We start from the raw sequence: 13,493 nt of genomic DNA, 5'->3' as shown, positions 1-13,493 counted from the left end.
GCGGCTGTCAAGGATGGCCGTCGCTCTTTGCCATCCCGTCCTCCGCAGCTGCCAGGCCGTCCTTGACGGCCGCGAGCACGGTGTCACGCTAGACCAGTACGGGCGATCACACGTTCTTATGGTTGCTACGATCCACGGTCAGTACGCCTCAATTCTTCATCGCCGGAATTGTTTCCATCGGCTGCTGCTGACCCTGCTGCATCATAGCGAGCGCCTTGTCGAGCGCTTCGCGCAGGGCGATGGCGGCGGCCGGGCTGCAGCGGATGTGTCCGGTCTGGATCACGTCGACCCGCACGCCCGGGCCGACCGGCAGCAAAAGGTTCGCGGCGAGCTCGATCTGGATCGCGCCGTTGTGGTGGCCGAAGCAGGAGACGCCGTCGAAATAGATGAACGGCGCCCGCTCGGCGCTTCCTGTGGAGATGGTCACGCCCCCTGGATTGGTCGCCGGCGCGTCGGGGTCTGCCATGAGGTTCCTCGTCGTTCTTTCAAACAGATAGACCCGCAGCATCGTTGCTTCGCACGCGCCTGTCGAGCCCCGAATGACGCCTGACATTTTTGCGGAAGCCACCAGAACGGTCTAAAAGGTGACCATGTCAAAATCGCAAAACACGACGCTCCCGTTCGACGCGCTCGTCGAGGTCATCAAGGGCCGCCGCTCCGATTATGGTCATATCAGCGGGCTCAAGCTCGACCGCGCCGCGCCGGGCGAAGTCTGGTCGAGCCTGCCCTACCGTCCTGTCTTCGTCGGTGACACCGAGACCGGCGTGCTGCATGGCGGCGTCGTCACCGCGATGCTCGACGAGAGCTGCGGCATGGCGGTGCAGCTCGCGCTCGGCGGCACCGGCCCGATCGCAACGCTGGATTTGCGCATCGACTACCAGAGGCCAGCGACGCCCGGACTCGACATCAAAGCGCATTCGATCTGCTATCGCACCACGCACTCGATCGCGTTCGTGCGCTCCACCGCCTATCAGGAGTCGGAGGACGATCCGGTCGCAACCGCGACCGGCTGCTTCATGATCGGCGCCAACCGCGCCAACATGCTCGCCGACCGCGCGACGGACCATCGCAGCATCCCGGCGCTGGACGCGCCCGAGGATCCGGCAGGCCCGTTCGTCAACAGCCCGTTCGCGCGCTGTCTCGGCATCCGCATCCAGGACGACGGTACGCTGATGATGCCGTTCTCGCCAAAGATCATCGGCAACCCGATCCTGCCCGCGATCCATGGCGGCATGACCGGCGCATTCCTGGAGACCACCGCCATCATCGGCGTGACGCGCGAGCTCGGCACCTCCGCGCCACCCAAGCCGATCGGGCTGACCATCAACTATTTGCGCTCCGGCCGCGCGCTCGACAGTTTTGCCAACGCCTCGATCGTCAAGCAGGGCCGGCGCATCGTCGCGTTCGAGGCAAAGGCCTGGCAGGACGACCCGGACAAGCCGATCGCATCCGCCTTCGGCCATTTCATGCTGCGGCCGACGCCTGGAAGCGACGAGGAATAGGCGCATTGGGGCTTGACGATCGGGGCGCGCGCCACAACGATAACGCGGTCTCCCAGGAGCGGTATCCGATTGCGGCACCCGATCGACATCATCGCCATGTTCGCCGCCATATGGCTGTTGGCGTCGATGGTGCTGGACGCGCTGACGCCGAAGGAGCTGACGGCGGTCATGATCGGCATCGCGATCGGGCCCGCTGTCATCATCACCGCGATCTTCTATTATCTGCGCTTTCCGCGGACCGATTTCGCGGTGCTGTTTGCCGCGCTGTGGCTGATCTCGGACATCGCCATCGAGTTCATTTCGCCAAAACCGCTGCCGAATTTCCTCGTTGTCCTCGGCTTCGTGCCTGCGCTGCTGGTCGGCGCGGTGCTGCACTGGCAGCGCTTTGCGCGCCGGCACGAACGACTGGTGTGGCCTTCGGCAAGATGAAGCTGAGACGCCCCGCTCTCACGCGCCCCCAATCGCGAGATCATAGGCCGCGATCGTCGCGTGTGCGCGCGCAGCGACATCGGCTGCGGTCATGCCCGGCTTGTAGAGGCTGCTGCCAAGGCCAAAGGCACGAACGCCGCTTTTGACGTATTCGGCAAAGTTCTGGTCGGAGACCCCGCCGACGGCGGCGATCATTGCGCTGGCGGGCAACACGGTGCGGATCGCGGCAATGCCCGCGGCACCCAGCACGCTGGCCGGAAAGAATTTAAGGCTCGATGCGCCGGCGCGTGCCGCAAGCAACGCCTCGGTTGGCGAGAACACACCGGGCATGGTCACCATGCCGTGCTCATGCGCACGCGCAATCACCTGCGTGTCGACATTCGGGGCCACCAGCAGCTTGCCGCCGGCCTCATTGAGCCGGTCGACGTCGGCGGTCGTGAGCACCGTGCCTGCGCCGACCAGAACACCGGCCGGCGCGCGCTTGACCGCGATCTCGATCGAGCGGAACGGATCAGGCGAGTTCAGCGGAATTTCGATCGCGGTCATGCCGGCCTCGATCAGCACGCTGACGATATCGTCGGCCTCGTCGGGCTTCACGCCGCGCAGGATTGCGACCAGCGGACGCTTCATGGTCGGAAATGGCACGCTCATGCGAAGGATCCTTCTATCTCGCCCAGATGGCGCGCGCCGCCATCGCAAGGCCGCGGCGCACCGCCTCGTCGGCGTCGATCGGCTCGACCGCAACGCCAAGTGTTTCAAACGCCAGCCGATACAGCATCTCCAGCCGCCCCGATGCAACCAGCCTGATGCCGCTCTGCGGCCGGCCGTGCGCGAGTCCCGCCGCGAGCTCGATCCCGATCAGGGTGCCCGAGATGGTCTCGCGCGCCGCAGCCGGCGTGCCGCCGAACAGGAGCTGCCGCGACCGCACCTGGAACAGAAGATTGGCCGCGGATGCCGGGGTCTTGAACCCAGCCGCAACCGCTGACCTGAACGCCTCACGGTCTTCCGTGTCATCGGCACCGGCGACCGCGTGCGAGAGGATCGTCTCGCGCGAGACGACGCTGAAGAGCTCGCCCGTCATGAAGGTGGCAAAACGCGCAACCGTTCCGCCGCTGACGCTGACCCATTTCGAATGCGTGCCGGGCATGCAGACCAGCGCTTCGCCGGCAGCATCGAGACCGAGCGCCCCGAGCAACTGGGTTTCCTCGCCTCGCATCACATCCGGTGCGCCGGCGTCACGCTGCGCAATTCCCGGCAGAATGCGAATGTCGCGCGACTGTCCGGCAACCGGAACCGCGCGCGCGAGGATCGCAGCAAGCGGCGCCGGGGTATCGACATAGCCGGCTTCAACCCAGCCCTGGCGGGCGCCGGCCATGCCGCAGATCAGCACAGGCAGCTCGCTTTCCGCACCGACCGCATCCAGATGCGATTGCAGCACGGCGGCAAAACCTGACTTGGCCGATGCCATCATGCCTTCGCTGCTGCGGCGCTCAGCCAAAACCCGGCCGTCGCGGTCGACCAGCCAAAGCCGGAAGCTCGTGGTGCCCCAATCCACCGCGACATAGGCAGCTTCCGTCATGATACCCCGCGTCCCCTGATCTGATCGTCTGGTCCTGACATCATGGCTCGCCTTGTCTCACCGCCAAGACATCGTCTCGCGACAATGAGACGATCACTCGTGCATCCGTCCCCCAGATATCGACTATTGCTCGCGCAAACCAGCCCTTTCTCGCCCGGCTGCATGCCCGCATCGCTGGCACACCGCTTGCTCATTTGCCGGAACCGCGCAGCCAAGACGCGTCAACAACTGAACGAGGAAACACCATGGAGATCGGCTATTTCACGATGCCTTCGCATCCGCCGGAGTGCGGCTTGAAGGAAGGAAACGACTGGGACCTCCAGACGATGCGCTGGCTCGACGAGCTCGGCTACCAGGAAGCCTGGATCGGCGAGCATCACACCGCGCCCTGGGAGCCCAATCCCACGCCCGACCTTCTGATCGCGCAGGCGCTGTTGCAGACCAAGAACATCCGCATCGGGCCGGGCGGCTTCCTGTTGCCCTATCACCACCCGGCCGAGCTCGCCAATCGCGTCGCGATGCTCGATCACCTCTCGGAAGGGCGTCTGAATTTCGGCGTCGCGGCCTCGGGCCTGCCGAGCGACTGGGCGATGTTCAACGTCGACGGCATGAGCGGGCAGAACCGCGAGATGACGCGCGAGGCGCTGGAGATCATCCTAAAACTCTGGACCGAGCCTGCGCCCTTCACCCACAAGGGCAAATACTGGACGGTGACCAAGCCGGACACGATGTTCGATTTCCTGAAACCCCACATCAAGCCGGTGCAGGCGCCGCATCCGCCGATCGGCGTCGCCGGCCTGTCGAAGAACTCGGACACGCTCAAGCTTGCCGGCGAGCGCGGCTTCATCCCGATGAGCCTCAATCTCAATCCGGCCTATGTCGGCAGCCATTGGGACTCCGTCGAGATCGGCGCCGCCAAGACCGGCCGCAAGCCGAACCGCAGCGATTGGCGGCTGGTGCGCGAGGTGTTCGTCGCCGACACCGACGAGGAGGCCTGGAAGCTCTCGACCGGCGACATGATGGGCCGGATGATGAGCGAATATTTCCTGCCGCTGCTCGGCCATTTCGGCTTCAAGGACTACCTGAAGCACGCACCCGAGGTACCCGACAGCGACGTCACCGTCGAATATTGTGCCAAGCGCAACTGGATCGTCGGCTCGCCCTCGACCGTGGCCGAGAAGATCGAGAAGATCTACGAGGAGGTCGGCGGTTTCGGCGTGCTCCTGGTGTTCGGCTTCGACTACAAGCACAAGCCGGAAGCCTGGCACCACTCGCTGGCGCTGCTGAAGAACGAGGTGATGCCGCGGCTGAAACATCTTGGCAGCGCGCGCAAGGCGGCGTGACGACAGCGCGGGTGCGGGACGACCATTCCGCACCCGCTCTCATTCGTGGAGATCATGCGTGACCATCGATGCAAAAGACTTCAAGCAAGCGATGCGGCAATGCGCCGGCGCGGTTGCGCTGGTGACGGTCGGTACTGACGACGGCAAGCGCACCGGACTGACGGTGACCTCGGCGTGCTCGCTGTCGGACAATCCGCCGTCGCTAATCGCCTGCGTCAACCGCAATGCCAGCGCCCATGCGCGCATCCGCGAGGACGGCGCGTTCGCGGTCAACTTCCTCAGTGAGGACCACGCGCTGCTGGCGCTGACCTTCAGCGGACAGAAGGGCGTCAACGGCGACGACCGCTTTGCGTTCGGGCAATGGACGCAAGGCGTCACGGGCACCCCGCTGCTGATGGATGCGGTCGCCGCATTCGATTGCGTGCTGGCGCAGGAGTTCGAGACCAAGACGCATTCGATCTTCGTCGGCGAGGTGCGCAGCGTCACGCATTCCGCGCTGGCCACGCCGCTCGTATATCTCCGCAGCGCGTTTCATACACCGCAGGAGATCCGCGATGCCGTCACGCTCGGCGATCTCGACGCGCGGCACCTGAGCTGGAGCGATTTCTCCTAGCCAATGCACGCTTCGCCGACGTTCACCGTCCGAACGCAATCGTCGAGAACCACGCGTCCTTGTTTGCCTTCCGCGCCGCGGCCATCGCAGCTTCGAACTGCGATTTCCGCTCCTTGCTCGCCCGCTTGAAGGCCGCCTTCAGCTCATTGGTCAACTCGGCAATGACGGGCGATCCCTGCGGCGGCGTCCCGTATTCGCGGCCCACCGGCGGCAGCGCTGCCGCATAGTTGGTGAGCGCCCGGGTTGCATCGTCGAACAGTCCGGCGCGGAAGAACTCCAGGAAGGTGCGGATATTGGCGCGGGCCTCCGTGGTGGCCGAGACGTCGGCCGCGATATCCACCACGAGTTCGGCCTCCGCAGCGGAGAGCCGCGGAGGCTTCTTCGCTGCCTGCTCATCGATCCACTTCTGGAAATATTTCAGACCAGGCCCGCCGACGAACATGCGCTTGGTCTCGGTCTGGTAGAGATCGACCCATCGCTGCGCCATCTCGAAATCCTTGAGATGCGTGACTTCGTGAAACAGGGCACCTTGCGCGCGGGTGGGCGTATCGAGATCGGCCTTGTCGATGTCGAAGGCGGTGATCATGCCCGGCTTGAAGCCCGGCTCCTGGCCGGCAGCAGCCCCGTGCCGGGCATCGGAATTGGCGCCTGGTCCGGGATTCTCCGTCAAATTGATCTTCCCGGCCTCTCGCTCGGACGGGCGCTTGTGGAATGCGATCTCGGACTCCCCGACGCCGAGGACATACGCCGCGCGCGTCGTATCTGGGCCCTTCTTGGAGGCTTCGATGCCGCTCAGCGATGGCAGGAATTCGACCTGCTTGAAGGGGATGCCCTTGCGCGCGCGCGCCTCGGCGGCCTTGGCAACGGGATCGTTTGCGCTGGCGGCTTCGACATCGATCCCAGTCGTCGTCTCGAACGCATGCCATTTGTCGCTCTTGTCGAGCGCGACCGCGGCAGGTTCGGCCTTGCCCAGTCGCGCTACCGCGATGGCTTGCAGCCTGTCGTCGTAGCCGCCGGGATCGCCGACCTCGCGCTTGACCAGGATCTGCCTGTCCTGACGGTCGTTGCCGAGCAGCGCGCCATCGAACGCCGAACGCACGACCTCCGGCCCGGGTGTTTCGGGGTCGGGCTTCAGCGCCAGCTGCGGCGAGGTTGCGGCCTGCTGGACGGTGTGCGCCAGCTCGTGCGCCATCAATTGCGAGGCGCCGGATCGAAACCGATCGCGCGCAAAGGCGATGTGATGACCGAATGTAAAGGCCGCCGCACCGAGCGCAGCCGCGGCGCCTTCTGCCGGTGCGTCCTTATGGATGCGCACGCGACCGAAGTCGTGGCCGAAACCCGGCTCCATGACAGCGCGCGTTGCGGCATCCAGCGGCTCGCCGTGCGAGCGCAGGACGTCGCGGACGATGGGCAGCGTCTCGGGCCCGGACGCCGCGCTGGCAGCCACGGCTTGCGACAATACCGGTGCCGGGCCCGCGCCATTCACGATCTGATCGGCCGCGCGATCGGCCTCGTGTTCGAGGGCATCGCCGGTACAGCGCGGACAGGTTCCGCCGCAGGCGCAAGCCGACCGCATCAGCCGTCGCGGCTCTCGTGTCGCGGAACGAAGCGAGGACGTCGGCCGGCGAAGGCCTGAAGCCGGTACGCTCCCCCGTGATGTTGCGGCACGCTTGAACATGATGCGAGCACGCTCCTCAGATCTGACGCATTCGCCAGCGCTACTGCGCGGTGTCGATCTTCAACTGCCTGATCTTGCGATAGAGCGTGGCGCGGCTGAGGCGGAGCGCCTTTGCTGCCTCGGTAACGCGGCCGCCGTGCCTGCGCAGCGCCTCGACGATCGTCGCGCGTTCGGCGGCCATAAGATCCGGCTCACTGGTACGGCCGCCGAACGGCGGCAGATCGAGATCGGTATCGCTGATGACGCCGTCCTCGGCGGTGCAGCCGGCGAGCCGCAGCACATGGCGGAGCTGACGCATGTTGCCGGGAAACGGATAGGCCAGCAGTGCCGACCACGCTGCGGCCGACAGCCTGCAACCCGATGCCTCCTCGACCGCGATGTCGGCGATCACATCCGCCCTGTCGGCGCGCTCGCGCAACGCCGGCAGCCGAATCTCCATGCCGCGCAGTCGGAAATACAGATCGGTGCGGAAGGCGCCCTCCTCCGCCATGCGGCCGAGATCGCGATGGGTGGCGCTGATCAGGCGGATGTCGACGGCTGTGGGCTTGAGCGCGCCGAGCGGCCAGACCTCGCGGTTCTCCAGGACGCGCAGCAGGCGGGTCTGGAGCGCGATCGGCATGTCGCCGATCTCGTCCAGGAACAGCGTGCCGCCGTCGGCTTGTACGATCAGCCCCTTCGAGCCCTCGCGCCGCGCGCCGGTGAAGGCGCCGGCCTCATAGCCGAACAGTTCGGCATCGATCAGGCTCTCCGGCATCGCCGCGCAATTCAGCGCGACGTAATTGCTGCGCGCGCGGCTGCTTGCCGCATGAATGGCGCGCGCGAAGGCATCCTTGCCTACGCCGGTCTCGCCATGCAGCAGGATCGGCAGATTACGATCGCCGATGCTCCTCAGCCGCTTCACGCTTCTGACCAGGCCGGGATCGCTGCCCGCAAGCCTGTTCAAGCCCTCGAACCGGCCCGCGGGAGCCTCGCGGCGCGCGACCGGCTGACGACCGGGCGGTCTTGCGCGCAGCGGCGGCGCCACATGCCCCTGGCCCAGCGGACGACCGTCGGCGCGACGCAGCTCGACAATCTCGTCCATCGCGCGCGCTGCATCGAATTTGACGTAATGCGACAGCTCGATGCCGGATGCGATCAGGCCATCGGTCAGCCCTAGCATCGCGCGCGCCGAACGGCAGGCGCCGACGATGCGGCGGTCGTCGTCATAGGCGACCAGTCCGCTGCCGCCATCACCCGGCACGGTCGCGATCCAGGCGTCGCGGAAATGATTGCGGAAGACCACATCCTCGATCCGCCGGGTCGCCTTCATGGTGACCGCGAGTGCAAGCTGATGAGCCGTTCGGCTCAAATCATCGCGGCAGGAGGTGATGTTCACCGCACCCCCAAGCCGTCCGGCCTCGTCGAAGAGCGGCGTCACCGCGCAGGAGAAAATGCTCCACTGCGCGCGGAAATGCTCGTCACGATGCACCAGGATCGGCTTCTCTTCCGCAAGCGCTGTCCCGAGGCCGTTGGTGCCCTCAAAGGCCTCGGAAAAATTCGAGCCGGTATAGACCTTCCACCGCAAGAAGATCTCGGTGTCGGCCTCGCCCGGCAGCCGGCTCCAGAGCATGGTGGCATTGGGATCGGCGAGGTTGACGCAATAGCCGGCCTCGCGCAGCACGCGCGCGAGATCCTCGAGCTCCGGCGTCGCGAGCCGGATCAGCCGTTCCATCGGTTCGGCGACGTTCCGCACCTCGGCTTCGGTGAGCGTCTGGGGCGGACCCTGGCGGGCGGGATCGAGCTTGTGGTTGATCAGGCAGCGCCGCCAGGAATTGGCGATCCGCGACTCCGCGTCGACGTCGGCCGCGTGAGTGGCGACGGACAGAACCCGGGCGACATGATTCGAGGCCGACAGGCTGGCCATCGCGGACGTCTCCACCCTGCATTATTGCGCAAAGTCTGGCAGTACAGGCGGGGATGTCAATCGGGAACCGGCTCGGCCGAGACACCTCAAACGGCGGGATCGCGATGCCGCAGCGCATGGCTTCCCTCAAAATATCGAAAACAACCCCATGCAAAGGAGTCGACGGCTGCCGGCGTGACGAACTTCGTATTTCACGAAATCATTTGACACGTCGGGCAAATCACTGGCAATATGCCATCATCGAGACGGCTACGAGGGGCGGGCAAAGCGCAACCCATCAATCGCCGCGCCTACTCACCACGCATCGATGCAGGGCCGCTTCTTCCCCGTGCGCTCGGGCGGATTCGGCACGGAGCGCAGGCCCGCCATGATCCAGCGCCGTGTCTCGGCGGGATCGATGACGTTGTCGATCTCGAACACGGATGCAATCGAGACCGCCTTGCCGTTGGCGTAGAGCTCGGCGACCTTGTTGCGATAGTAGGTCTCGCGCTCGACCGGGTCGGCGATCGCCTCCATTTCTTTCCTGAAGCCGAGCCGCACATAGCCTTCGAGACCCATGCCGCCGAATTCGCCGGTCGGCCAGGCCGCGGTGAAGAACGAGGCATGGAAGCCGCCGCCGATCATCGACTGTGCGCCGAGACCATAGCCCTTGCGCAGCACGATGCCGAACAGCGGGACGGTGAGGCTCGCACCTGTCACGAACATCCGGGACACGTGGCGCACGATCGCGGTCTTCTCTGCCTCCGGGCCGACCATGAAGCCGGGCGTGTCGCAGAGCGAGACGACGGGCAAGTCGAAGGCATCGCAGAGCTGGAGGAAGCGCGCCGCCTTGTCGCCGGCATCCGCATCGATCGCGCCGCCGAGATGGCGGGGATTGTTGGCAATCAGGCCGAACGGCTTGCCCTCGATGCGGATGAAGGCGGTGACCATGCCGGCGCCGTAGTCGCGGCGGAGTTCGAGCACGGAGTCCTTGTCTGCGATCAGATCGATCACGGTGCGGATGTCGTAGACGCGCAGGCGGTTCTCGGGAATCGCGCGGCGCAGGAGGCGCTGATCCGCCGCCTGCCATTCGCTCAGCGCGCCCTGGAAATAAGATAGATATTTCTGCGCGACCCGCGTCGCATCCTCCTCGTCCTCGACGAGGATGTCGATGACGCCATTGGGGGACTGGAACGAGACCGGGCCGACCTCGGCGGGATGATACACACCGAGCCCGCCGCCCTCGATCATGGCCGGACCGCCCATGCCGATCGAGGCGTTCTTGGTGGCGATGATGACGTCGCAGCAGCCGAGCATCGCCGCATTGCCGGCGAAGCAATAGCCGGACACGACGCCCACGACCGGCACGAGGCCGGAGAGCTTTGCGAATTGCAGGAAGGATGGACCATCGAGGCCGGTCATGCCGAGACGGTCGGTGTCGCCGGGCCGACCGCCGCCACCTTCTGCGTAAAACACCAGCGGCATGCGCCATTGCTCGGCAAGCGTCAGCATGCGGTCGATCTTCTTGTGGTTCATGTGGCCCTGCGTGCCCGCGAGCACGGTGTAGTCGTAGGCCACCACCATGCAGCGCGCATCGTCGGGGCCGAACTTGTCCGCGTTCACGGTTGCAACGCCGGTGATGAGACCGTCCGCCGGGGTATTCTTGATGAGGTCGTCGAGCTTGCGGCGGCGGCGCTGCGCCGCGATCGCAAGGCTGCCATATTCCATGAAGGAGTTTTCGTCGACGAGCTGCGCAACGTTCTCGCGCGCCGTGCGCTGATTGGTGTTGCGGCGACGCTCGACGGAGGCGGGACGATTTTCGTCAAGCGTGTTGGCCTGGCGCCCGATCAGCTCCGCAAGATCGGGACGGATGTGATCGAGGTCGATCTCGGCTTCCTTGGCGGCGCTGTCGGCTGCGACGTCGAGCGGCTCGAGATAGATGAGCGGCTCGCCGTGCAGCAGTGTGACGCCGTCGCCGGCGGCGAGTTTTGTCACCCGGCCGCCCTGCTCGGCCATCACCAGGTGCTCCATCTTCATGGATTCGATCACGGCGAGCTGCTGGCCGGGGCGCACGATCTCACCTTCCTTCACCTGGATCGTGACCACCGTGCCCTGCAAGGGCGCCGCGACCATCACCGTTCCCTCCGGCACCTCCTGCGCAGCGTGGGCTTGCGCCGCGTGATCGCCGGACTTGTCAGTCGCTGCGAAGAACAGTGGCCGCGCCGCACCGTCGGCCGCTTCCACGAGCTTTCCGATATTGCGATCGATGAAGTCGGTCGCGATGCGGTTGGTCTTGAAGTCGGGATGGGCGAGCACCGCCTGGAGGAAGGGGATGTTGGTGACGACACCATCGATCCGGAACTCACGGAGGGCGCGCGAGGCTTTTGCGACCACGTCGTGCCAGGCCTCGCCAGGCGTATGGACGATGACCTTGGCGAGCAGCGAGTCGAAGGCGGCGCTGGTCTTGTAGCCGGCATAGCCAAAGCTGTCGACGCGCACGCCGGGGCCGGACGGCGGCTCGAACACCGCGAGCACGCCGCCGGTCGGGTGCGTCGCGCCGGTCTCGTCCAGCGTCTCCATGTTGACGCGGAGCTGCATGGCGTGACCGCGCGGCTTCGGGATCGAAGCCTGGTCGAGACCGAGCGAAGCGAGCGAGCTGCCGGAGGCGACCGCGAGCTGGGCGCGGACGAGATCGACGCCCAGCACCTCTTCCGTCACGGTGTGCTCGACCTGAAGCCGCGGATTGGCCTCGATGAAGGCAAAGCTGTCCTCGGCAGCGCCGTCGACCAAAAATTCGAACGTGCCGAGATTGTCATAGGCCGCGTGCGCGGCGAGCTGCCTCGCCGCCTCGATGATGCGGCCGCGCAAGCCGTCGCTGAGCGAGGGGCTGGGCGCCACCTCGATCAGCTTCTGGTGCCGGCGCTGGACGGTGCATTCGCGCTCCCAGAGATGGCTGATCGCGCCATGATGGTCGCCGATGATCTGCACCTCGATGTGGCGCGCCTTGCGGATCAGGCGCTCGGCATAGACACCGTCGAAGCCGAAGGCGGCCTTCGCTTCGGACTGGCAGCGCGCATAGGCCTCGCTGAGATCCGCCGCCTTCTCGACGACGCGCATGCCGCGGCCGCCGCCGCCGGCCATGGCCTTGATCACGATCGCGGCAGCTTTGCCGAGAGAATCGAAGAACGCCTGGATCTCCCCGAGCGAGGACGGCCCGCTGGTGCCGGCGATGATCGGCACGCCGCAGCGTTTTGCCAGTTGACGCGCCGCGACCTTGTCGCCGAACAGCTCGAGCGCGGCCGCCTTCGGCCCGACGAAGGTGATGCCCTCCGTCGCGCAGGCCTTGGCGAAGTCCGCGTTCTCGCTGAGAAAGCCATAGCCGGGATGCACCGCGTCGCAGCCGGCTTGCTTCGCCGTCTTCACGACGCTTTCGATGTCGAGATAGGCCCGCGCGCCGCGGCCGGGAATTTCGACCGCCTCGTCGGCGACGCGGCCATGCAGCGACAGCGCATCGTCGGCCGGAAAGATCGCCACTGTCGCGATGCCGGCATCCGCCGCGGCCCGCGCGATGCGGATGGCGATCTCGCCGCGATTGGCGATCAGGAGCTTTCGGAACGACATTGAGCGGTCTCCATGCCCCGCGCGCGCGAGGATTGGCAGGTTCGAAAGCCCTGCTTCTTCACTTTAGCCGCAGCCGTCAAGGACAACAAAGCGGGAGTGGCGCGCCAGCTCCCGCGAGCCGGAATATCAGCGCGCGGAGCCGGCCTCCATCATGCGAATAATCCGCGCGACGGCAGACGGGACCGGTGCGATGATCGGCACCTCAAACATCGGCTGGAGCTCGCGCGCAGCCTGCGCAAGCGGCCCGCCGCCGATGATCACGGCCTCGGCGCCGTCCTGCGCGACGCATGTCCGGATCGTGTCGGCGAGCGCGGCGCGCTGTCGCGCTGGATCGCGCGCCAGCTCCAGCGGATCACCATCTGCGAAGCAGGCACCGGTCCAGAGCGATCGGAGGCCCAGCCCGTCCGGCAATTGGTCGATCTTCGGTCCAAGCAAGGGCGTCGTGGTTGCGACGCCGAAGCGACGGCCACCCTGGGCGGCCTCCAGCATCGAGGATTCACCGATGCCTGCCGCTGGCAGCGCCACGGCGGCCCTCACCTCGGCCAGCCCGGGATCACCGAACGCGGCGACGATCACGCCGTCGCATGTCTGCTTGCGCGCCTGCGCGATTTCCACGACCTCCGCCGCGGCCGCGTCCAGCGCCTCCGGCGTCACGATCATCGCAGGTGCACGCTTCGCCGTGGCGCCCAGGATATCGAGCCTGTCGGATGCGGCCGACCTTGCGATGGCGACCATCATATCGGTGGTCGCCTGCGAGCTGTTCGGATTGATCAGGAGGATGCGAGGCGCCGTCATGACATACGAACTCCTTGAGGCCTAACACCATATTCCGCATCGAGGAGCAAA

Annotated in this window: 11 protein-coding genes; 4 read left to right on the top strand and 7 right to left on the bottom strand. The window is 66.0% G+C overall.

All coding sequences use genetic code 11. The features are described from left to right. Nucleotides 1-148: 148 nt before the first annotated feature. Entirely contained in the window at nucleotides 149-466 is a 318-nt protein-coding gene (locus QQL28_RS23630) for a hypothetical protein (RefSeq protein ID WP_284269134.1), read from the bottom strand. A gap of 124 nt (nucleotides 467-590) precedes the next feature. Here QQL28_RS23630 and QQL28_RS23625 point away from each other — a divergent pair, with 124 nt between their 5' ends. Both QQL28_RS23625 and QQL28_RS23620 read left to right on the top strand, forming a co-directional pair. Then, nucleotides 591-1,502: a PaaI family thioesterase gene (locus QQL28_RS23625; RefSeq protein WP_284269125.1), complete on the top strand. Its 912-nt coding sequence runs from the start codon at nucleotides 591-593 to the stop codon at nucleotides 1,500-1,502. 69 nt (nucleotides 1,503-1,571) lie between these two features. Beyond that, nucleotides 1,572-1,931 carry a hypothetical protein gene (locus tag QQL28_RS23620; RefSeq protein ID WP_284269123.1) on the top strand — a complete coding sequence of 120 codons (360 nt, stop codon included), beginning with the start codon at nucleotides 1,572-1,574 and terminating at the stop codon, nucleotides 1,929-1,931. An 18-nt stretch (nucleotides 1,932-1,949) separates the two neighbouring features. Here QQL28_RS23620 and QQL28_RS23615 read toward each other — a convergent pair whose 3' ends face one another. Continuing rightward, nucleotides 1,950-2,582 carry a 2-dehydro-3-deoxy-6-phosphogalactonate aldolase gene (locus tag QQL28_RS23615; RefSeq protein WP_284269121.1) on the bottom strand — a complete coding sequence of 211 codons (633 nt, stop codon included), beginning with the start codon at nucleotides 2,580-2,582 and terminating at the stop codon, nucleotides 1,950-1,952. Between the two features lie 13 nt (nucleotides 2,583-2,595). Continuing rightward, entirely contained in the window at nucleotides 2,596-3,510 is a 915-nt protein-coding gene (locus QQL28_RS23610; protein ID WP_284269119.1) for a 2-dehydro-3-deoxygalactonokinase, read from the bottom strand. Nucleotides 3,511-3,755: 245 nt separating this feature from the next. Here QQL28_RS23610 and QQL28_RS23605 point away from each other — a divergent pair, with 245 nt between their 5' ends. Both QQL28_RS23605 and QQL28_RS23600 read left to right on the top strand, forming a co-directional pair. Beyond that, nucleotides 3,756-4,853, top strand: coding sequence for an LLM class flavin-dependent oxidoreductase (locus QQL28_RS23605; protein WP_284269117.1), 1,098 nt, complete (start codon nucleotides 3,756-3,758; stop codon nucleotides 4,851-4,853). A gap of 58 nt (nucleotides 4,854-4,911) precedes the next feature. Continuing rightward, nucleotides 4,912-5,466 (top strand): flavin reductase family protein, encoded by a 555-nt coding sequence (locus tag QQL28_RS23600; protein WP_284269116.1) that lies wholly within the window; start codon nucleotides 4,912-4,914, stop codon nucleotides 5,464-5,466. A 22-nt stretch (nucleotides 5,467-5,488) separates the two neighbouring features. On the opposite strand, the gene QQL28_RS23595 is transcribed toward QQL28_RS23600, so the two are convergent. The 4 genes from QQL28_RS23595 to QQL28_RS23580 all read right to left on the bottom strand — a co-directional run bounded on the left by QQL28_RS23595 (nucleotide 5,489) and on the right by QQL28_RS23580 (nucleotide 13,442). After that, nucleotides 5,489-7,042, bottom strand: a complete 1,554-nt coding sequence (locus QQL28_RS23595; protein ID WP_284269114.1) for an eCIS core domain-containing protein — start codon at nucleotides 7,040-7,042, stop codon at nucleotides 5,489-5,491. Between the two features lie 142 nt (nucleotides 7,043-7,184). Beyond that, the gene (locus QQL28_RS23590) at nucleotides 7,185-9,047 is read right to left on the bottom strand and encodes a sigma-54-dependent Fis family transcriptional regulator (RefSeq protein ID WP_284269112.1); all 1,863 of its coding nucleotides are present in this window, start codon (nucleotides 9,045-9,047) and stop codon (nucleotides 7,185-7,187) included. Between the two features lie 294 nt (nucleotides 9,048-9,341). Continuing rightward, entirely contained in the window at nucleotides 9,342-12,647 is a 3,306-nt protein-coding gene (locus QQL28_RS23585; protein ID WP_284269110.1) for an acetyl-CoA carboxylase family protein, read from the bottom strand. 126 nt (nucleotides 12,648-12,773) lie between these two features. Further along, entirely contained in the window at nucleotides 12,774-13,442 is a 669-nt protein-coding gene (locus QQL28_RS23580; RefSeq protein WP_284269108.1) for an aspartate/glutamate racemase family protein, read from the bottom strand. Between the last annotated feature and the right edge of the window lie 51 nt (nucleotides 13,443-13,493).

It is taken from the genome of Bradyrhizobium iriomotense, assembly GCF_030160715.1.
GTDB classification, from domain to species: domain Bacteria; phylum Pseudomonadota; class Alphaproteobacteria; order Rhizobiales; family Xanthobacteraceae; genus Bradyrhizobium; species Bradyrhizobium iriomotense.
Note: the sequence above shows the minus strand (reverse complement) of the source record. Positions and strands in the feature narration are given on the sequence as shown.